The organism is Aliiglaciecola sp. CAU 1673, from assembly GCF_029223185.1.
Classification (GTDB): domain Bacteria; phylum Pseudomonadota; class Gammaproteobacteria; order Enterobacterales; family Alteromonadaceae; genus Bowmanella.
Genome location: NZ_JARHUG010000006.1, coordinates 44,239 through 65,377, shown reverse-complemented (window position 1 = coordinate 65,377; position 21,139 = coordinate 44,239). Strand labels below are relative to the sequence as shown.

General features: G+C 51.0%; 19 protein-coding genes. 8 read left to right on the top strand and 11 right to left on the bottom strand.

Going from position 1 to position 21,139, the window contains the following annotated elements:
• Positions 1-30 precede the first annotated feature (30 nt).
• Both smrB and P2G88_RS07205 read left to right on the top strand, forming a co-directional pair.
• A complete protein-coding gene (gene smrB / locus P2G88_RS07210; protein WP_275795146.1) occupies positions 31-579 on the top strand; it encodes an endonuclease SmrB in 549 nt (182 codons plus the stop codon).
• Positions 580-745: 166 nt separating this feature from the next.
• Entirely contained in the window at positions 746-3,265 is a 2,520-nt protein-coding gene (locus tag P2G88_RS07205; RefSeq protein ID WP_275795145.1) for a sensor domain-containing diguanylate cyclase, read from the top strand.
• A gap of 18 nt (positions 3,266-3,283) precedes the next feature.
• On the opposite strand, the gene P2G88_RS07200 is transcribed toward P2G88_RS07205, so the two are convergent.
• The 3 genes from P2G88_RS07200 to P2G88_RS07190 all read right to left on the bottom strand — a co-directional run bounded on the left by P2G88_RS07200 (position 3,284) and on the right by P2G88_RS07190 (position 8,530).
• Positions 3,284-3,907, bottom strand: coding sequence for a hypothetical protein (locus P2G88_RS07200; protein WP_275795144.1), 624 nt, complete (start codon positions 3,905-3,907; stop codon positions 3,284-3,286).
• Positions 3,908-3,991: 84 nt separating this feature from the next.
• On the bottom strand, positions 3,992-5,590 hold the full coding sequence (gshA, locus tag P2G88_RS07195; protein ID WP_275795143.1) for a glutamate--cysteine ligase: 1,599 nt from the start codon (positions 5,588-5,590) through the stop codon (positions 3,992-3,994).
• 93 nt (positions 5,591-5,683) lie between these two features.
• The gene (locus P2G88_RS07190; RefSeq protein ID WP_275795142.1) at positions 5,684-8,530 is read right to left on the bottom strand and encodes a pitrilysin family protein; all 2,847 of its coding nucleotides are present in this window, start codon (positions 8,528-8,530) and stop codon (positions 5,684-5,686) included.
• 255 nt (positions 8,531-8,785) lie between these two features.
• Here P2G88_RS07190 and P2G88_RS07185 point away from each other — a divergent pair, with 255 nt between their 5' ends.
• The 3 genes from P2G88_RS07185 to P2G88_RS07175 are packed head-to-tail and all read left to right on the top strand — an operon-like array spanning position 8,786 to position 10,940.
• Positions 8,786-9,340 carry an Hpt domain-containing protein gene (locus P2G88_RS07185; RefSeq protein WP_275795141.1) on the top strand — a complete coding sequence of 185 codons (555 nt, stop codon included), beginning with the start codon at positions 8,786-8,788 and terminating at the stop codon, positions 9,338-9,340.
• Positions 9,337-10,056 (top strand): TIGR01621 family pseudouridine synthase, encoded by a 720-nt coding sequence (locus tag P2G88_RS07180; RefSeq protein ID WP_275795140.1) that lies wholly within the window; start codon positions 9,337-9,339, stop codon positions 10,054-10,056. The genes P2G88_RS07185 and P2G88_RS07180 overlap by 4 nt, the downstream gene beginning before the upstream one ends.
• Positions 10,053-10,940 (top strand): 2-dehydropantoate 2-reductase, encoded by an 888-nt coding sequence (locus P2G88_RS07175; protein WP_275795138.1) that lies wholly within the window; start codon positions 10,053-10,055, stop codon positions 10,938-10,940. Before P2G88_RS07180 ends, P2G88_RS07175 begins: the two co-directional genes overlap by 4 nt.
• Here P2G88_RS07175 and thiI read toward each other — a convergent pair.
• From thiI to pomA, 3 genes are all read right to left on the bottom strand, one after another.
• Positions 10,937-12,391: a tRNA uracil 4-sulfurtransferase ThiI gene (gene thiI / locus P2G88_RS07170; protein ID WP_275795137.1), complete on the bottom strand. Its 1,455-nt coding sequence runs from the start codon at positions 12,389-12,391 to the stop codon at positions 10,937-10,939. The two genes, P2G88_RS07175 and thiI, sit on opposite strands and share 4 nt — an antisense overlap.
• A gap of 95 nt (positions 12,392-12,486) precedes the next feature.
• The gene (locus P2G88_RS07165) at positions 12,487-13,419 is read right to left on the bottom strand and encodes a flagellar motor protein MotB (RefSeq protein WP_275795136.1); all 933 of its coding nucleotides are present in this window, start codon (positions 13,417-13,419) and stop codon (positions 12,487-12,489) included.
• Between the two features lie 8 nt (positions 13,420-13,427).
• Positions 13,428-14,189, bottom strand: coding sequence for a flagellar motor protein PomA (pomA, locus tag P2G88_RS07160; RefSeq protein ID WP_275795135.1), 762 nt, complete (start codon positions 14,187-14,189; stop codon positions 13,428-13,430).
• Between the two features lie 330 nt (positions 14,190-14,519).
• Here pomA and xseB point away from each other — a divergent pair, with 330 nt between their 5' ends.
• Genes xseB through dxs form a run of 3 tightly spaced genes read left to right on the top strand, consistent with a single transcriptional unit; the run spans position 14,520 to position 17,537 of the window.
• Positions 14,520-14,765 (top strand): exodeoxyribonuclease VII small subunit, encoded by a 246-nt coding sequence (xseB, locus tag P2G88_RS07155; protein ID WP_275795326.1) that lies wholly within the window; start codon positions 14,520-14,522, stop codon positions 14,763-14,765.
• The gene (gene ispA / locus P2G88_RS07150) at positions 14,766-15,662 is read left to right on the top strand and encodes a (2E,6E)-farnesyl diphosphate synthase (RefSeq protein ID WP_275795134.1); all 897 of its coding nucleotides are present in this window, start codon (positions 14,766-14,768) and stop codon (positions 15,660-15,662) included.
• A gap of 6 nt (positions 15,663-15,668) precedes the next feature.
• The gene (dxs, locus tag P2G88_RS07145) at positions 15,669-17,537 is read left to right on the top strand and encodes a 1-deoxy-D-xylulose-5-phosphate synthase (RefSeq protein ID WP_275795133.1); all 1,869 of its coding nucleotides are present in this window, start codon (positions 15,669-15,671) and stop codon (positions 17,535-17,537) included.
• Positions 17,538-17,570: 33 nt separating this feature from the next.
• Here the strand turns inward: dxs and P2G88_RS07140 are convergent, their stop codons facing one another.
• The 5 genes from P2G88_RS07140 to ribBA all read right to left on the bottom strand — a co-directional run bounded on the left by P2G88_RS07140 (position 17,571) and on the right by ribBA (position 21,108).
• Complete coding sequence (locus P2G88_RS07140) at positions 17,571-18,050, bottom strand: phosphatidylglycerophosphatase A (RefSeq protein ID WP_275795132.1); 480 nt, start codon at positions 18,048-18,050, stop codon at positions 17,571-17,573.
• Between the two features lie 7 nt (positions 18,051-18,057).
• Complete coding sequence (gene thiL, locus P2G88_RS07135; protein ID WP_275795131.1) at positions 18,058-19,020, bottom strand: thiamine-phosphate kinase; 963 nt, start codon at positions 19,018-19,020, stop codon at positions 18,058-18,060.
• Between the two features lie 6 nt (positions 19,021-19,026).
• Positions 19,027-19,449, bottom strand: a complete 423-nt coding sequence (gene nusB / locus P2G88_RS07130; RefSeq protein ID WP_275795130.1) for a transcription antitermination factor NusB — start codon at positions 19,447-19,449, stop codon at positions 19,027-19,029.
• A 1-nt stretch (position 19,450) separates the two neighbouring features.
• Positions 19,451-19,924, bottom strand: coding sequence for a 6,7-dimethyl-8-ribityllumazine synthase (gene ribE, locus P2G88_RS07125; RefSeq protein WP_275795129.1), 474 nt, complete (start codon positions 19,922-19,924; stop codon positions 19,451-19,453).
• Positions 19,925-20,001: 77 nt separating this feature from the next.
• Positions 20,002-21,108, bottom strand: a complete 1,107-nt coding sequence (gene ribBA / locus P2G88_RS07120) for a bifunctional 3,4-dihydroxy-2-butanone-4-phosphate synthase/GTP cyclohydrolase II (protein WP_275795128.1) — start codon at positions 21,106-21,108, stop codon at positions 20,002-20,004.
• Positions 21,109-21,139: the final 31 nt, after the last annotated feature.

The following is a 21,139-nucleotide window of genomic DNA, read 5'->3' as shown; positions in this document are numbered from 1 at the left end:
GCGGCCACAAACTTTCCAATGCAGGGTGTCATGCACAAAAAGTCCAAACTGGCCGACGACGACCGCGCCTTATTTAAAGAAATAACCCAAGGGGTGGCGCCGTTAGAGCAGGACAAAATACCCCCTCAGCCCCCTGCCAGCAAGCAAAAAGCCAATTCCCTACCGAAAAAAACGGGTGGTGGCGATCTCGCGCGCAAAATCGCCGCCAGCTTTGAGTTTTCTGACGGCTTCGAAGCCTGGTTTGATCCCAAACTAGCAGTCAAATATATCCGCCCCATGGCCGACCATCATTTACTCAAGCAATTACGCCGGGGTGACTATGTGCCCGAATTTATCCTCGATCTGCATGGACTTAAGCGAGATGAAGCGAAGGCTGAAATTGCTGCACTGCTATATACCGCCGTCAAACAGCACTGCGACTGCGTGTGTATTGTGCATGGCATAGGCGAACACGTGCTTAAACGCAGCACCCCGAACTGGTTGATTCAACACCCCGACGTCGTCGCATTCCACCAAGCCCCGCTGGAATGGGGCGGTGACGGCGCCTTATTGGTATTGCTCGATATTTCAACAAATTAATATATGCTCGCCAAAGCTTTGGCTACAATATAGGCGTACTGATTGAAAGCCCACAGGGGCAGCGTTTAGCGCGGTGTGTTCCCCTCACCCGCTGAAGCTGCAGGGCTCCCACATAAAAGGTGGTTATGGGAGCATCCAATCTTCACATTCTTAAGGCTGGCCGCCGATGAAAGCATTGGTCCGCTATTGCCTGCAATTTTTGACTCTGGCCAGCAGCTATGCACTCTTCGGTTTTTGGGGCATTGAGCTTGCAACATTCTCCTACAATATCAGCCTGATATGGCCGCCGGTGGGCATTGCCGTCGCCTTGCTGCTGCGCTGGGATCTGCGCCTGTGGCCAGCCATATTGGTGGGTGGCACCTTTCTGGATACGGTGTTTACAGGTCACAACTTTTGGATGGCCTTGCAAATTGCGGCCACTGCAACAATTCCCATCTATCTGTGCTGCTACACGCTAAAGCGCCTGGGCTTTGACGCCAGACTTGAGAGCAATAGCGATATTTTGTTGTTTACTCTGATAGGTGTTCTGGCTTGTTCCATGCTGATGGCGCTGCTAGGCGTATCCTTACTGACCTGGCATCAGCTCGTTTCCTTATCCGACTTCGCCAAAGCCTGGCTCAACTGGACACTGGGAGACATTACCGGCGTCTTGATCTTCGGTATTCCGCTGCTGTCATTCAATCTTAACCGCCTTAATCAGTTATTCAGACCCGCGGTGATGTCGGTATTCTTTCTGATGTTACTGCTGTGCCTTGAAATTTTCGTCTTGCAGAGCACCAGCATGGCCCCAGCCATGGCCCTGCTGCCAATGCTCGGCTTATTGTGGATTGCCCTTCGTACCAACCTGGCGGTGACCTCCTGGGTGATCCTGGCCCTGGCCATGGTGGCAGGTTATGGAGCCCTCAACCAACAGGGTATCTTTGCGAATTTATCGAACCCGATACTGGGTACCTGGCTGTATGTCACCAGTCTAGGTGTGGCCTCATTGATTTTAGCCGCCAGTGCCATGGAGAGTCGTTTAAAGACGGAGCAAATGCGTTATGCCATCAAAGCGGCGAGGTTGGGCATTTGGGATTGGCGTCTGGACGAAGGCAAACTCTACTTCAACAACATGTGGACCAGACTATTGGGCTATTCTGCAAGCTACCAGGTGTTGACGCTGGAAGCCTTTGAAAAGTTACTCCACCCCGACGATTTGCAAAGCGCCCGGGAAGCGGTGAGAAGTTATCTTAAGGGCCAGCAACATCAGCTATTGCATGTTTTCAGGCTTAAGCATGCAGATGGCAGCTGGCGCATCATACGCAGCGACGGTCAAATCGTTGAACGAGACCGCATGGGTAAGGTATTGCGTATGTGCGGTACCCATGCCGACATCACCGAGCAGCAAACCACACAGCAGGAGCTTGAGGACACCACCCGTTTCCTGCAACGCATATCCGAACAAGTACCGGGCGCAATTTTTCAATTTCGTATCGATCAAAACGGTCAGATGAGCTTTCCCTATGCCAATCAAGGCATGGAAAAGCTGACAGGACTGAGCAATGAAGTACTGAAGGAAAGCGCCAATCCGGTAATGGCGACCATTGATGAACGATACCGTGAAAGCTTTAAGCAAGACATGGAAAGCTCCCGGCAAAATCTGAGCATTTTGCATAGTGAGTTTCGGGTAACTATGCCAAGCCCTGGCTGGCGGGAAGTGTTTGCCCGCCCTGAACATCAGGCCGATGGCAGCACCTTGTGGCACGGTTATGTCACCGATATCAGTCAACACAAGGCCTTGGAGCAAGATCTGCGCGAGCTGAACCAAACCTTGGTCAGGGCGCAGCAAGCTGCGAGATTAGGTACCTGGACGGCCGATCTGCAAAGCGGGCAGATGTGGTGGTCAGATGTATTGTTCGATATTTTTGCCGTGGACAATCAAGCACACACTAACCTGTCAATGCTGCTTGAATTAGTCCATCCCGAAGATAAAGAGAAGGTCGAACAGGCTTGGCAGCAGGCCAAACGCAGCGGCCATCTTAATGTGGAGCATCGTATTGTACGCAGCAGTGGCGCAATACGTTGGATCCATCAACTGGCCAACCGCACCGAAGAGGGTAAACTCGAGGGCACGGCTCAGGATATTACTGCGCGTAAATCCCTTGAAGTCCGCTTCCATGAACAGGCCATGACCGATGAGCTCACTGGTATTGCGAACCGGCGCGCATTTATGCAATTGCTGGAGCAGGAATGGAGCCGCTTTCGCCGTCATCAATTACGTCCGGCCTTTGTGATCTTGATGGATATCGATTTTTTCAAGAAGGTTAACGACACACATGGTCATGATATCGGTGACAAGGTGCTTTGCCACTTTACCAGTCTTATCAGCAATCGAATTCGTAAAGATGACCGATTCGGGCGACTCGGTGGCGAGGAGTTTGCCGTGTTGGTCACCGATAGCAATCTGGAAGATGTGTTAATCCTGGCCGAAACCCTAAGAGAAAACATAGAGAATCGCCCTTTGTCTATCACTCGTACCACCAAAGTGGCGATCACAGCCAGTTTTGGCGTGGCCTGTTTTAGCAACAATGATCAGAGCTTTGATGAAGTATTGATCTCGGCCGACCGTGCGCTTTACCGGGCAAAAAGCAGTGGGCGCAACAAAGTCATGGTCGATGAGCCTCACGCTCAGCCAATAAACAACTAAGGCTATGGCGTTATCAGTTCAACCGAAAAACAACCGCCACAGCCAACTCTTATCAAGATCTTCCTGGCAAGACTTATACTGTTTGGCATAACGTAAAGAACGATCTTTGACCTTCAGCGCGATCTGCTTCAACCAGGCTTTGTTGTTGTAAGTCTTGCGCCGGTAACCGCCCCAACCTTCGTGGTAATTCAGGTACTGCGCATAGGCATCCCATTTAGACACGCCGTTAATTTTATGGGTCTTGCTGATAAACCAGCCCATAAAATCCATGGCATCGTCAAAATCTTCGCGGGACGACCAACTGTTGCCCGTTTCTCGCTGATAATCTTCCCAGGTAGGCGTCTTGGCCTGAGAATAACCATAGGCGGAACTGACTCTGCCCCAGGGGATCAGGCCGAAGAAAATGTAATCCCGGGGTGGCAGGGCATTATGCTTAAAGGAGCTTTCCTGATACATCATGGCCATAGGCACATGAATGGGCACCCCCCAACGCTCATTCATATCCACCGCAGCGTCATACCAGTCACGTTTTTCGTAAAAAATTTCACACAGATTACTGCTGTCCTTAGGGGGCGCCGAGGCACAACCGCTAAGGAATGGAACAGCCAATAAACCTGATAAAATGATTTTTTTTATATTCACGTCGAACTTCTAGCGCTTTGGATGTTCTGATTCTGTGTTATTTCTGTGTCCCCTGAATACGTTGCCCGGTTTTTCCGGGCTTTTTTATGCAGGCTGTGCCACCTTTTTTTCAAAGTAGGCGCTGAGGAAATCATCAAAAGACTGGGTATCGCCCTTTTCCTCGCTTTCCTGTGCCTGCAAGGATGTTTTCGCCAGTAACTCCAATTCTGCCTCGCTGTGATATTCATACTGGTGCAACATCAGATGTTGGCGATACTGCTCTGCCATGGCCAGGGCATAATCGCCGGTACCCATGCCACACTGCATCAAATTGTCTAACATACGGGCAGAGGGGGTCAGGCTCGGATCGCGTACTTTTTCCCACTCCGTTTGCACCGCCTCACTGTAGAGATTTTCCTGATACACAGCATCCATCACCTTCGCAACCTCTAGCAAGTCTTTAAAGATGTCATCGGCCCATTCACGCAGACTAACCGACCCGGTATTGCGCTCCAGCATCAGTCCGGGTTTTCGGCCTTCGGTTACGACTGCACGCAGATTGGCTTCGGTCTGCGAAAAACCGCCGGGATCCAAGGCATCACTGTGACTGATGGCGCAATAAACCAAAAACACATTGAGGAAATAGAATTGGTTCAGGCAGATCCCCACTTCACTAAATGGGTTCAGATCCAAGGCCCGCACTTCAATGTAGCGTACTCCCCTGTCCTCCAGCGCATCGGAGGGCTTCTCCAGGCGTTTAGTGATCTGCTTGGGTCGGATGGGTGAGTAGAGTTCATTTTCAATCTGCAGCACATTGGCGTTAAGCTGCTGATGTTTACCGTCTTTTTTATCGGCAAAACGCGCAAACTCTGCCGATGGGGTATGAATCGCTTGTCTTAGCGAAGCAACATACTTATCCAGTTCGTTGTAACAGATATTCAGCCCCGACTGCGCCTTGTTGGTGTAGCCCAAATCGCTCATCCGCAAAGATGTGGCATAAGGCAGATAGTAAGAGCCTTGCGGGCTTTTCTGGAACGGCAGGCTACTCTGCTTACCACGGATAAAAGAGCCACACAGGGCCGGCGACGCACCGTACAAGTAGGGTATCAACCAACACAGTCGGCGATAATTACGAATCAGGGCAAAATAAGCAGCGGATATTTCATCCTTGGTCGCCTGCGGCGCTCCTAAGGCAGTGAGCCATGCCTGCCAGAAACTCTCTGGTAACGAGAAATTAAAATGCACCCCGGCAATGGCTTGCATCATGCTGCCGTAACGATTCTTCAACCCCGTCCGGTACAAGGTTTTCATCTTGCCGATATTGGATGAGCCGTATTGGGCGATGGGAATATGCTCCTCGCTTTCGATATAGCAGGGCATACTCATCGGCCACAAGCGTTCCTCACCAATGCGCTCAAGTACAAACTTGTGGATATCACGCAACTGGGCCAATGCCTTGCGAGGATCTTCATGAGGCTCGGTAATAAATTCGAGCAGGGCTTCCGAGAAATCGGTGGTGATGAATTCATGGCACATCGCCGATCCAAGCGCTTTCGGGTGGGGCGTTTGGGCCAGGCTGCCGTCAGGATTAATTCGCAGGGTTTCTCGTTCTATCCCCTGCTTGATGCCTTTGAGGGTGGCGGCGATATCGGGCCTGGCTAACAGGCGCAAGCGCTCGCTAAATGGCTGGTTGTTATGCTGCAAAATATATCCTAATGTGGACAAGCCCCCTCTTTAATGGGGGACTTGTTCGTAAATTCAAGCTCGTCATCTGATCAGGGCATGCAGAACGCCGACCTACTCCGTGATATTCACCTCAACAATGTCCCTGTTTAGGCCGCTCAACTGATCCATAATCTGTGCTTTGTCACCTACCACCAGCAGTTGCATGCTATCCAGTTGCAGATGTTTAGCTGCCAGTGCGTTCAACTCAGCGGTACTGATATTTTTGATCACAGTATGCTGCTGCTTTACAACGTCCGGCGGTAAATCATAGTTCACCAAGTGACGTAAAAATCCAACTTTTTGCCCTGGGGTTTCATAATCCAAGGCTTCAGCTTGTAAATAGGCCTGGCGCAAGGAGGTCAGTTCAGCTTGGCTCATGCCTTCTTCAGCATAGCGGTCAATCTCTGCCATCAACGCCTCAATGGCCTCAGCAGTATTGTCCTGTTTGACGCTGCTGGCGGCCTCGAACCACCCCAGGGTCTTGCCTCCCACAAACATACTGTTGGCCCCATAAGTGAAGCCTTTCTCTTCCCTTAGCTTAAGATTAATACGGCTGTTAAACATGCCGCCCAACGGAAAATTCATCAGTTTCGACTTAAAATGCTCACCGGTTGCATCATAAGGCAGCGAAGGCTTAAACAATTTAACAACAGACTGATTGGCACCGGGTCTGTCGATAAAATACAACTTGGCTTCCTTCAACTCAGGAAAATCCGCGTAGTCGGGGATGACATAGTCCTGTCCCTGCCACAACTTCAGAAAATTCAGTTGAGCCAATAACCTTTGTTGTTCCACATCACCCACCAGGACCAGCTTCGCTTTCGCAGGCGAATAGTAGCGCTGATAGAAGGCCTTCACGTCCTCAAGGGTGACCGACGCGAGGGTGGTCAATGTGCCTTGATCGGGCAGACTTACGCGATTCTGTTCACCAAAAAGCAGTTGACTGACGCCTCGGCTGGCCAAACGCTCTGGATCTTTCAATTGTTGTTGAATCCCCTGCAACGCCTGCTGACGTATACGCTCAAAGTCTTCTTGCAAAAATGCCGGCTGGAAGAGTTTTTGTTGCAAAAGCTCAAGGGTCTCGGCAAGATTTTTGCTCAGGCTGGATACCGTAATCTGAGAATGGCGACCCGCTGCACCGAAGTAGATTTGGCTACCAAGCTTACTCAGCTCATTGGCCAGTTGCTCGGTGCTCATGGTCTTGGTTGACTCATTCATCATCTGCGCGGTGAGCCAGGCCAACCCCGCTTTTTCAATAGGATCCAGTAATGGTCCCCCTTCCATAGAGAGGGTCAGCGTCACCGTCGGCGTTTCTTTGCTTTGATGACCAATGATTTCAATACCGTTTTGCCACTGGGTTTGCCAAAACGCCGGCACATGGATTAGCGGATTGGGACCCGCCGGCGGCACTTGGTTTCGATCAAAATCATCCGCCACCACTTTTTGCCGTAAAGCAGGACTTTGCGCTGACTCCTGGTCCGTTGGCATCGCTTGTGGCTTAGTAAAGTCGGAGGGCGCGGCGGCCAATTCAGTTTGGCCGCGAGGAACGATACTCAATACAACCGCTGGCTTGTCTTTGATATAGCGACGATAGACCCGCATCACGTCTTCTTCGGTAACTGCGGCGTATCTGTCCAAATCAAATTGCAGTAAATCAGGCTGCCCTTCGAAAACCTCATTGGCAGCCAGGGTCGATACTTTGCCGGCCACACTTTGCAATCCGTAAATGGTGCCAGCTTCAATGGTGGTTTTAGTGCGGACGAGATCGTCCGGCATCACTCCTCGCTGCTCAAATTCGTTGAGGGTGCTTTGGATTATCTGCTGCAATTCACCGAGGTTGCTCACCCGGCTTGGATGGGCAAGCGCAATCAATTGAAATTCGCAGGCCAATTCGCGACAAGGATGACTGACCGCGGCGTTGACCGCGATCCCTTGCTTAACCAGGTTTTTATAAAACAGTGAGGTCTTGCCGCCGCCGAGAATATCGGCCAACACATCCAACGCGGCTTCATCCTCGTGTCGTGCATACACCGTCGGCAGCGTCAGCTGTAACAGCGGCAGATGCACATCATCTTCAAGCACCAGATGGCGACTCTGAGGCAACCTGACTTGCTCCTTTTTTAACGGCTCAACTGCTGGGCCTGCGGGAATACTGGCAAAATACTTCACCACCCAGTCAAGTACTTGCTGCTCATCGAAGTCTCCACCAATGGTCAATACCGCATTATTGGGGCCATACCATGTTGCAAAGAATCGTTTTAAATCCGTTACATCCACCCGTTGTAAGTCCTCGGGGTATCCAATAGTGGGCCAGGAATAAGGATGCCCCGCGGGGTAGAGTGCTTCAGCGGTGCGTTCTAAGCGCAGACCATAGGGTTGGTTGTCAACGTTCTGTGCCCGTTCGTTTTTTACTGTTTCGCGCTGAATTTCAAATTTTTCCTGCGTCACCGCAGGCAGCAGGAACCCCATACGATCGGCTTCCAGCCACAGCACTTTTTCAAGCTGATTGGCCGGCACAGTTTGATAGTAATTGGTGCGGTCACTATTGGTGGTGCCATTCAGCGTGCCGCCCGCTTCGGTAATAATCTTAAAGTGCTGCTCGTCAGCAACATGGTCTGAGCCCTGGAACATCATGTGTTCGAAAAAGTGAGCGAAACCGGATTTACCTGGTTCTTCCCGGGAAGAGCCCACATGATAGGTGACATCGACATGCACCAGCGGATCGGAATGGTCGGCATGTAAGATCAGAGTAAGGCCATTATTCAGACGGTATTTTTTAAATGCGAGTCCCTGCGAGCCGGTATTTTGGTGTTGCTCAACAAGTTGAATACCGGGCGGCAACACCTCGGGTGAAGGAGACTGAGAGCAGGCGCCCAGGGTCAGTAAAAAAAGGCTGGCGAAAGTCTTAAGGGTACGCATCGGGGTCAAGAATTCCTGTCTAAAGTCATACCGACAACATGAGGTAATCCCACATCTTATAACAGTTTTCATGCTCTTGGCTGTTACGCATCCGTGATCTGTTATGAAAATTGTAATAAATTAAGTAGTTGTATTAGCACAAGTATTAAGAGCAATAGCACGTATGGCCAAACAATACTTGCCTGTGCAAAGGCTAAAGGCCAAACTTCGGGTGCCGACGACACCTGCGCCATCGAGTAACAATAGGATAAAGTTGTGAGCCAAGCGCCTCTTCTCGACATCTCAAATGCCCTGTTGCAACTGGGCGGCAATCAAGACCTTTTGCAGCGCTTGCATCAGCGGTTTTTAGAAGACTATGCCGATACGGCCATTCAAACCCAAACGTATTTGGATAAGGGAGAATGGCATGAAGCGCAGCAATTGGTGCATTCCATAAAAGGCGTGTCCGGTAATCTGGGTTTACAACGCCTTTACCTGACCAGTGTGACATTGGATACCTTGCTCAAGGTGCAAGATCCCGGCGCTCAGCCCCTGTGCAAAGAGTTCGGCGACATCCTGCAACAAACTCTGAATGTGCTTGCCAATCAGGAAACCGAAAAGACTGCACAACAAGCAGTGAAGGCTACACCGATGGCTAAACAAGCATTGTTAAATGCCTTGAGTGACAGGGAGTTTATAACAGCCGATAGCCTGCAAGGCTATCTTGCAGGCATCAAGGCTGAGGATGCCGTAAAGCAACAAATCGCAGGACTGGTGGACAATCTTGAGTACGACGCCGCGATTGATCTTCTGTCAGCTCTCCCGGAATGAGCCCATCCCCTGCACTTAACGGACCGTCGATCACTATCGTAGATGAGCAGCCTGATTTTTTGGTTATTGATAAACCAGCAAGCATCGGCGTGCATCAGGAAGGTGAGCTAGACGGGCTTGTAACTCTGGTATGTCGCCAAACCGGTTACCCTCAGCTTTGGTTGGTGCACCGGCTGGATAAAGAAACGTCCGGCCTACTCCTGCTGGCTAAAAATGCACATACTGCTGCCGCTTTTGGCAAATTATTCGAACAGCGGCAAGTGCAAAAATTCTATCTGGCCCTTAGCAACCGCAAGCCCAAAAAGAAACAAGGTGCCGTTATCGGCGATATGGTCAAATCCCGTGATGGGCAATGGATGCTAACCCAAAGCAAAGAGGCGCCGGCGGTCAGTCAATTTTTCAGTTGTGGACTGGGTGATGGCTTAAGACTGCTGCTGGTCAAACCCAGCACCGGTAAAACGCACCAGATAAGGGTGATGGCGAAAAGTCTGGGCAGCCCTATTCTGGGTGACAGCCTGTATAAAGGGGAACGGGCCGATCGCATGTATTTGCATGCCTATGCGCTACGTTTTGAACTGAGCGGACAACTCTACAGCTACGTGCAGCTACCGACGGCAGGACAACACTTTATTGCCTCCCTTTGCCAGCAGAGCCTGAGCCAATGGCAGACGCCCTGGCAGCTCCCCTGGCCTGAAGTAAAGGAACAGGCAAAATGAAAGCCAAGCTGGTGATCTTGGGACAAGGTGCTATTGGCAGCCTACTCGCGGCGCGCTGCCACCATTTGGGCATGGATTATGGGGTGATGACAAGAAGTGGAAAGGTCACTTCTTTTCGCTTTCAGCCATTACAAAGCGCGGCTGTAGAAGTAAGTCCGTCTCTGATTACTCCTGAGCAGCTAAGGGGTAACGAAATCCTATTGCTTGCGCTAAAGGCCTACCAGATATTACCGGCGTTAGAAGCGCTGAAGCCCAATATCACAGAGCAGGCTTTACTGCTTCTGCACAATGGTATGGGCACAGTGACACCAACGCTATCCCTTTTTCCCCAAAACCCTTTGTTGGTCGGGATAACCCGTATGGCTTCCCTTAAAAAGGAGGATTTGGTCACTGAAACCGGTGCCGGGATTACCGATCTGGGTTGGATCAGCCACAAAAACGATGCTCGCCGTCATGCTGATGTAGAACAGCAGCTCTCAGCGTTGCTGGCCCCTTGCAAGTGGCATCAGGATATCAACCCGGCTTTATGGATGAAGCTGGCGGTCAACGCTGTGATCAACCCCTTAACGGCGCTACACAATATCCGCAATGGCGAGTTGGCCGATCCGCGCTTTGCCAGTCTTATTCAGGGGCTTTGTGCTGAAATCGCAACGCTGATGAATACATTAGCAATTGAGGGCGCCAAAGACATTGAAAAGCGGGTGTATGAAGTGATCAATGCCACAGCAACCAACTACTCATCCATGCACCAGGACATAGCACATGGACGCCCCACTGAAATTGATTACATTAGTGGTTTTGTCGTCACTACAGCCGAATCTTTGGGTCTGCCGGCACCGCTGAACAAGGAGTTGTGGCAAGCCGTCAGCTCAAGAACGGTTTAAGGTCGGTATACCTTAACGTTTTGGTAGCCCTGCTCGTGCAACAACAGCGCCTGCATATTGCTCATTACACCACGCTCGCAATATAGGAAATAAGCCCTACTCTGATCTAAATCGGCAAACTTGCGGGCAAGCTGGAAAAACGGAATATGCAGCACCTGATGGTCAGGCACAGAAAGAGGCTTGTTCTCCTCTTCCTCCGGTGCACGTATATCCAAAACCACCGCCCCCTCAGGCATGGCTTCCACCGCCTCGACTTGAGCGACTTCCTTCTCGGTATCCTCGGCGATACGGCGAATGTCCAACACATTCGAGGCTCTGACCACCTTGGTAATCAAATCCTCATCCAACTTGGCTTCTTGCTCTTGCACCTGTTCGAGAATGGCGTGCACTGTGGGTTTTTTGGAGATCACGCCGCAGTACTCGGGCATGCTCTTGGCAAAATCTTCGGTACCAATTTGTCTGGCAATACTGATGATCTCGGATTTATCCATACATACGATGGGGCGCAGCACCAATTTATCAGTAGTCTGAGTGATTACGTGCAAATTGGTCAGGGTTTGACTGGACACCTGGCCCAGACACTCACCGGTAACCAGAGTGGTAATCGCCAGGTTATCGGCCACCATGCTTGCGGCTCTTAGCATCATGCGTTTTAGTACCACGCCCATCAGGCCGTTATCGACTCGCTCAAGGATCTGCGCCACCACCGGCTCAAAGTCTACCGCAATAAACTTGACCTTATGGGACGCGCTGTAACGTTTCCACAGATAATACGAGGCTTGTTTAACCCCAATCTCGTGCTGCCGGCCACCTAAGTTAAAGAAGCAATAATGGGTGCGGGCGCCACGACGGATCATCTGGTAACTGGCCACGCCGGAATCAAAGCCACCTGATATCAGTGACAGCACATCTTCCTGAGTAGGCAGCGGCATACCGCCTAAGCAGCGGAAACGATGGTCAATCAACAGCAACTGGTCTTTATCAATCTCCAGTTCAATTTGTACATCGGGACGTTTTAGCTCGACGCCGCCGCTGACACAGTGCTGATTCAGCCCACCACCGACATAGCGAGCCACATCCATGGACGTAAAGTCATGCTCACCGCGACGCTTCACCCTCACCGCAAAGGTTTTACCCGCAAGTTTGTCATGCCATACCGCTTTGACCTGCTCATAAATATCATGCAAGTCTTTGTATTCACTTTGACGAACCTGCAGACACTGTTCGATGCCCGGAATACGCTTAAGTTGATCAATTACCTGCGCGTCCTGTTCAGGCGTTTCGGTGCGGGCTTCAAGGATCAGTTTGTCCCATTTATTCCATACGGCCACTTTAAAATCGTAAGCCTTGAAGATATTGCGAACGTTACCTTCGAGGATTTTGGTAAATCGACGACGCACCGAATCGCTTTTGATGGAGATCTCGGGATGAAGCTTGAGGATAAATTTCATAAATTGGACGCAGCGGCAAAAAAGCGCGGCATTATAGCAAAAGATTAGCGGCCAGCCTATGCTGGCCAGCTGCTAACTTTATTGAGAGGGTCAACTCACTGCTCGGGTTCAACCACTGAAATAGGCTTGGACTCCATGGGCTCACCCTGATTGATGGCGATCTCCACGCGGCGGTTGCGACTGCGCCCTTCGGCGGTCGTATTGCTGGCCAGCGGCTTATTATCCGCCATTCCCACCACCGACATACGGGACTCGTCAAAATCCGGCGCCTTCGCCATCGCCTCGGCTACCGCCACCGCACGCTGCGCAGACAGATCCCAATTCGAACGATAAAGCTCATTGGAAATACGCTCATTGTCACTGTGACCTGATATTTCAATTTTGCCGGGAATATCCGCCAACAAGGAGCCAACTTTACGCAACACAGGAATAAACTGAGGTTGTAAAAATGCCGAACCTGCCGAAAAAGCCCCGTTTTCACGGATACGAATGGTGATTTGTTGTCCCAAAGACTCCATTTCAATAGCGCCATCGAGAATTTGCTTTTCTAACTGCTGGGCAATTTTCTTCACCTGCTCATTCACCTGCTGTTGCTGAGCTGCTTGAGTAGAGCTGGAGGCAGAATCCTGGGCCGTTTGTTGCGACTGACCACCGCGCTGGGTGCCACGCTGTTTTTGCCGACCGCCGGCCGAATCTTCATCACCGGCCTGGAATTCCAGCATCTGCTGGGTCATTTCAATGGTCTGCTGTTGGATATTCTCAATGGGTGTAGGGTCGGGACGTCCCGGACGAAACTCCATGGCAATCACACTGGTGCCTTTGGGAATGTCCTTTACCTCAATTTTGTTTTGTACACCGAAGGCAAACTTCATCGAACCGGCAATCTGCTTGAACTTAAGTACGTCCATCTCGGAGAATGCCAGCAGCAACACGAAGAAACACATCAGCAGTGACATCAGATCGGCAAAGGTAGCCATCCAGGCCGGTAAGCCGGCCGGGCATTTGGGACATTCCTGTTCGTCAGACATGCTCCCCCCTACTCCGATTCAGCCACTGCACGCTTACCGGCTGACAGATAATTCTTCAGCAGATTTTCAATTACCCTGGGGTTTTGACCATCGGCAATGCCCAAAACGCCATCCAGTACCAAACTTTGATTCAATTTTTCCTGGTTTGAGCGGTTCAATAGTTTACTGGCAATGGGCAGGGCCACAACGTTTGCCAGCATTGCCCCATACAAGGTAGTTAACAAGGCCACCGCCATCGCAGGACCGATAGCCTTGGGGTCGTCCATGTTAGACAACATCGCCACCAGACCTATAAGCGTACCGATCATACCCATGGCCGGCGCCACATCGGCTAGCGCCTTGAAAAAGCTGGCGCCAAATTCATGGCGCTGAGTGGTCATGCTGATGTCTTTAGACAGTGTAGCCCGGACAACATCCACATCATGGCCGTCCACCAACATATCCACGCCTTTTTGCATAAAGGCATTAGTGATTTCGGCTTCTTCCAAAGCCAGGAATCCACCCTTACGGGCCGCATCGGCCATTTCGACGATTTTTTGAATCAGCTCTTCGGGTGTTTCAATCTTAAACATAAAGGCCTTGGCCACTATCTTGCCCACGGCAAAGAATTGTCCAAGGGTAAAGTTGGCCAACACCACAAACAAGGAACCGCAAAATACGATAAGAATCGAGGGCACATCGACAAACATGCCGATATCGCCACCGAGGATCATCGCCATTATGATGAACCCGAATGCGCCTAAAATACCCACTAACGTCGCTAAATCCACAGCGGCCTCCAATCAAAGCGCGGGAAGTCTGTCATCACCGCTTGCCCTTATCGTTTTATTAATCATTACAGCAAAGATTATGCCGAACCATACAGCAAGTCAGTTTACCTGCATAAGTCATTGACATATTTCACCAATTTATCGACGTTTCTACCATATTCTATAGTGACATTTTAGCGCCGGTGAAAGTGTTTGACCCTCATTTTCCCCTCAGGTAAGGTGCAAAGCCCGTCAAACCGCTGGTATCCTGTGTTACTGGGCGGGGAAATACAGACCCGCGACGACCCAGAGCCCGTGGCGCAACACCCAATCTACCCTTGTGATAGTGCAATGACCAACAGAAAGAAAAACGATGAATTGTCCTTTGAGGCTGCATTGGCCGAATTGGAAGGCATAGTCAGCAAAATGGAGCAAGGTGATCTACCTCTTGAGGAAGCCTTGCAACAGTTCGAACGCGGCATCCAACTGACTAAGATCAGTCAGGCAAAATTACAACAGGCACAACAAAAAGTGCAGGTACTGATGGAACAGCAAGGCCAAGCAGACCTGGTGCCTTTTGACTCAGACCAGGAATAAATGATGTCTGAGCAATGGCAAAGCGCCCATAGCGCTTATTTGCAACGCATAAATAAGTTGTTGCAACAGCATGTCAACACATTACCGGATCTGGCGCCTCAGCTAAAAGCCGCCATGGAGTACGCGCTGTTGATTGGCGGGAAGCGGGTTCGCCCTGCCTTATTGTATGCCGCCGGCGAAATGCTCAACGTTGCCATAGAAGATTTGGATGGCCCTGCCATGGCGTTGGAATGTATCCATGCTTATTCCTTGGTACATGACGACTTGCCGGCCATGGACAACGACGATTTAAGACGGGGAAAACCAACCTGCCATATTGCGTTTGATGAAGCGACCGCCATATTGGCGGCGGATGCCCTACAGACCCTGGCTTTTGAGATTTTGGCTGAGTATCCACTAAGGGATAGGCTTGAAGACAGACGCATCCGATTGGTCCGTTATCTTGCCAAAGCTTCCGGCTATCAAGGTATGTGCGGCGGGCAGGCACTGGATTTAGCCGCCACTAACAAAGTCATCGATCTGGTACAATTAGAAACCTTGCACCAACATAAAACCGGTGCCTTACTCAAAGCTGCCTTGCAGATGGCAGCATGTATGTCTGATTGCGCAACAGAAACGCAGACCAAACTGCATCAATTCGCGGATGCGATTGGTCTGGCCTTCCAGGTGCAGGACGATATTTTGGATATCACCTCAGATACCCAAACCCTCGGCAAACGCCAGGGAGCGGATTTGGAGCTGAATAAAAGTACCTATCCAGCGCTGTTGGGATTGAGCGAGGCGAAAGTCTTGGCCCAGCAACTTTATCAGCAAGCCCTTCAAGCCTTGCAGGGTTTGCCTTACAATACGGCGGTTTTGCAATCTTTCGCCGGCTATATAGTCAACAGGAATCACTAGCACCACATGACGTTGGATCTCGCCCATTACCCCATATTGGCTTTAGCCGATACGCCACAGCAACTTCGGGAACTGCCACAGGAAAAACTGAAGCAGCTCGCTAAGGAATTGCGTCAATATTTGCTGACCAGCGTAAGCCAGAGTAGCGGGCACTTCGCCTCTGGTCTGGGAACGGTAGAACTGACCGTGGCCTTGCATTATGTCTACAACACGCCTTTTGATCGTCTGATCTGGGATGTGGGTCATCAGGCTTATCCGCACAAGATCCTGACCGGACGGCGTGAGCGCATGCCCAGTATTCGTCAAAAAGACGGACTGCATCCCTTTCCCTGGCCGCCCGAAAGTGAATACGACACCTTTGCAGTAGGACATTCCTCCACCAGCATCAGTGCTGCCTTGGGTATGGCGGTGGCCGCAGAAAAAGAGGACAAGGGGCGCAAAATTGTCGCCGTTATCGGTGATGGCGCCATGACCGCGGGCATGGCCTTTGAGGCCATGAACCACGCTGGTGATATCAAAAAAGATTTATTGGTAGTGCTTAACGACAACGAGATGTCGATCTCTGAAAACGTTGGCGCACTGAACAGCCATTTAGCCCGTCTGCTGACTGGGCGCTTCTTCAACTCCATTCGAGACGGCGGTAAAAAACTGCTGAGCAACGTGCCGCCCATCAAAGAATTTGCCAGTCGTGCCGAAGAGCATATTAAAGGCATGGTGGTACCCGGCACCATTTTCGAAGAGCTGGGCTTTAACTATATTGGCCCGATTGATGGCCATGATGTCAACGGTATGGTGGATACCTTGCGCAATATGCGCCAGATGTCAGGTCCCCATATCCTGCACGTGGTTACCAAGAAGGGTAAAGGCTACGAGCTGGCCGAAAAAGATCCCATTAACTACCATGCGGTGCCCAAGTTTAACCCGCTGGATAGCAGCTTGCCTAAGAGCAAGGCTAGTGGTCCGAATTTCTCGAAAGTCTTTGGTGACTGGCTGTGCGATATGGCTGCCGAGGACCCCAAGCTTATGGCCATTACCCCGGCCATGCGCGAAGGCTCTGGTATGGTGCGCTTTTCACAGGAATATCCGCAGCAATACTTCGATGTGGCCATTGCTGAGCAGCATGCGGTTACCTTCGGTGCAGGCCTTGCCAAAGAGGGATTCAACGCAGTAGTTGCCATCTATTCTACCTTTCTGCAGCGGGCCTATGATCAGCTGATCCATGATGTGGCGCTGCAAAATCTGCCGGTACTCTTTGCTATCGACAGGGCGGGTGTAGTGGGTGCCGATGGTCCGACCCATCAGGGCGCCTTTGATATTCCTTTTATGCGCTGTATTCCGAATCTGGTGATCATGACCCCAAGTGATGAAAATCAATGTCGCCAGATGCTGTATACCGGCCATTTACTCAATCAACCTGCGGCAGTGCGCTATCCACGCGGTCAAGGCTGTGGAGCTGAAATCCAACAGACCATGACCGCCCTGCCCTTAGGTAAAGGTGAAATTCTGCGACAGGGACAGCATATTGCTCTCCTCAACTTTGGTACTTTACTACCCGGTGCCAGACAAGCCGCCGAACAGTTGGGCGCAACCCTCGCCGATATGAAATTTGTTAAGCCCCTGGATGAAGCCTTGGTGGCCGAATTAGCCAAAAACCATGAGCTACTGGTGACCTTGGAAGATGGCGCCATTGTAGGTGGTGCCGGCAGTGCTGTGGGCGAATGTCTGCATAAGCTGCAATTAGGTAACCGACTGCTGCAATTGGGTTTACCGGATCAGTTTATTATGCAAGGCACGCAAGAGCAGATGTATGCCGTGCACGGTATTGACGGCCCCGGTATCGTCTCGCAGATACAGTCCTTTAACGAAAAACAATAGATTTCAAAAAAGGCCCTTTAAGGGCCTTTTTGATTAGAGAAAGCCAAATTGCAGCAGCGCGTGCAGGCTGATGCAGGCAGCAATGCCAGCCAGAATATCATCCAGCATAATTCCCAGGCCACCATGCACCTGCTTATCACAGTAGCTGATGGGCCAAGGCTTGAGAATATCGAACAGGCGAAAGAGGATAAAGCCTGCTAATAGCGTCGACCAGGACAACGGTACCCACAGCATGGTCAACAGCATTCCTGCCACTTCATCCCACACAATGGCGCCATGATCATGTACGCCCATGTCTTGTGCTGCCCTACCACAGATATAAACGCCGATAACACAAGCCAGCAGCGTAAACCCAAGGTAAAACCATGGGCCGGGTTGCAAGGCCAACCACACCAAAGGCAAAGCGGCCAGCGTACCAAAAGTGCCAGGGGCTTTAGGGGACAGGCCGCTACCAAACCCCAGAGCCAGAAAATGCCAGGGGTTAGTCAGTGTCAGACGAGAAAGAGGAGACATCTTTGGCTCAGGCAAAGTGCTGATACCCCTTACCTTCGAAGGCATAACGCTCTTTGCCGTGGCGCAGTTCAATCTTGGCATGGTGGCCGCTTAACTGACCGATACAGGTCACCGGAACATTGGCGGTTGCCAGCATCAAATCCAGGTTACCTTTTTGCTCTTCCGACACACAAAAAAGCAATTCATAGTCATCCCCTGCGGTAAGCGCATAACGAATGGCCTGCTCCGCTGACACCGATTCATGCATAGCCTCAGACATCGGCAATTTATCTACCTGCAAAAGTGCACCACACTGAGAGCCTTTAAGGATATGCCCTAAGTCAGCAATGATGCCATCGGAGATATCAATACAGGCGCTGGCAATGCGTCTTAGCAAGGTACCGCTGAGTACTCTGGGGGTTGGATAATCAAGACGACTCTGTAAGTAGTTGCGATATTTTGTCGGCACATCGACCTTTCCCCTGGCCATATCCAAGGCCAGACCGGCATCCCCTAATGTGCCGGTAACATACAGCCAGTCACCGGGCTTGGCCTTAAAGCGCGTTAGTGCCTGATCTTTAGGGATAAAACCCTGGGCAGTAATGGTCACGCAAAGAGGCCCCTGCACTGTATCACCGCCGATAAGCTGTACCGAGTAATACTCGCAGATTTCCTGCAAGCCCAGGGAAAACTCTTCCAACCAGGCTTCGTCGGATACGGGCATAGATATAGACAAGCTTATCCACGCCGGCTCCGCGCCCATGGCCGCCAAATCACTCAGATTCACGGCCACAGCCTTGTGGGCAATAGCGCGTGCTGGCGTATTTTCGAGGAAATGCACACCACTGACTAAAGTGTCGGTAGTGACGGCCAGGGATTGTCCCTGGGGCACATTGACGATGGCGCAGTCGTCTCCAATACCAATCTGCACATCACGGCGCTGATGGCTTCTGTTGGAAAAGAAGCGCGCGATAAGATCAAATTCTTTCACGTTGGATCAGGATTGTTCGTGTTTGCGAAGCGTACGTACAGCTTTGTCGAGTACACCATTGACGAATTTATGGCTTTCTTCTGCGCCATAGGATTTGGCCAGTTCGATAGCCTCGTTGATAACCACTTTGAAAGGCACATCCAGTCTTTCCAGCAGCTCATAGGTGGCCAGGCGCAAAATCGCTTTCTCCACAGGATCAAGCTCTTCGGGTAAGCGGCCAAGATAAGGCTTAATGCTGGCATCCAGTCTTTCATAGTCCTTTATCACCGAGCGTAATAACTCCTGGAAAAAGGCCATATCGACCTGTTCCACGTTATTGGTGGTTGCCAGATGCAACTCAATCTGCGACACCGGGTTTTTACTCATCTGCCAGGAATAAACGCCCTGTAGCGCCAGTTCTCTGGCCAATCGACGGGAGGAAGCTTTCACATCAGGCTCCTGCAATCTGGTCAACAACGTTAACCATTTCCAGCGCACCCATGGCAGCCTCAGCGCCCTTGTTACCGGCTTTGGTGCCAGAGCGCTCAATAGCCTGCTCGATATTGTCAGTGGTGATCACACCAAAAGAAACCGGCACACCGAATTCCAAAGAGACCTGAGCTAAACCTTTGTTACACTCACCGGCAACAAAATCAAAGTGAGGCGTACCACCGCGGATCACAGCACCTAAGGCAATAATGGCATCGAACTGGCCTTTTTCTGCCAGTTTCTTGGCCGCCAGTGGCAGCTCGTAGGCACCAGGTACACGCACAAGGGTGATGTCTTGTTCATTGACTTCACCCACACGCTCCAATGTATCCAGCGCACCGTCCACCAAACTTTCAACGACAAAGCTGTTGAATCTTGACACCACCAGGGCGAACTTCTTGCCCGTTGCCCTCAGGTTACCTTCAATGATGTTCATGATTTATTCCCGCAATAAAAATGGCGCGTATGATACCACAGCCACCAATCAGGTGAATGTATTAATACACCCTGCCTTTAGGAAACATACTCCACCACTTCCAGGCCAAAACCAGACAATGCATGGTACTTCCTGGGTTTACTCAATAGTCGCATTTTCTTTACGCCCAGCGCGGCCAAAATCTGACAGCCAACACCCACGGTTCTTGACGTGCCCTGCCAGGAGCGCCCTGGTGGCTGTTCGCCTTTGTCTTCGGCTTCAAACTGGCGCACCTTGGCAATCAAATCATCCCGGGATTCTTCTTTGCCGAGCAGCAATAAAATACCGCCTTCATCAGCAATGCGCGCCATGGCTTGATGCAGTCCCATGCTGCGATCCAAGCCGCGGGTGGAGCCAAGTAAATCACCAAAGGTATCGTGCAAATGCACCCTAACCAATGCCGGTTCATCGGCTTTGATCTCCCCTTTACGCAGGGCAAAGTGCACTTGTTTGTCGATATCATCCCTGAAAGTGATTAAATCAAAATCACCAAAGTCGGTAGGCAGCTTGCACTCAGCCACTTTTTCGATGGTGGTCTCATTCAGGTTCCGATACTCGATAAGATCGGCAATGGTACCAATCTTAAGATCATGCTTCTGGGCAAACTTTTCGAGCTCCGGGCGACGGGCCATGGTGCCGTCTTCGTTAAGGATCTCGACAATAACAGCGGCTGGTTCTGCGCCAGCCAAACGCGCCAGATCGACGCCGGCTTCGGTATGACCGGCGCGATTAAGCACGCCGCCGTCTTTTGCAATCAATGGAAAAATATGTCCGGGCTGGACAATGTCTTCAGCCTTAGCATCTTTGGCCACTGCCGCCAGGATAGTGCGGGCTCTATCTGCCGCGCTAATGCCTGTGGTCACGCCAGTGGCCGCTTCGATGGATACGGTAAAGTTGGTAGAAAACTGGGCACCGTTATTGTTCACCATTAACGGCAACTTCAAACGGGCACAACGCTCTGGGGTCATCGGCAGGCAAACCAGACCCCGCGCATGGGTCACCATAAAATTGATGGCCTGTGGCGTCACATACTCCGCAGCCATAATCAGGTCGCCCTCGTTCTCCCGATCTTCGTCATCCATCAGGATTACCATTTTGCCCTGACGAATGTCTTCGATAATCTCCAAGGTACTGTTCAATGCCATCGTTTCTCTCAATGCTGTAGGGTCAAAATAT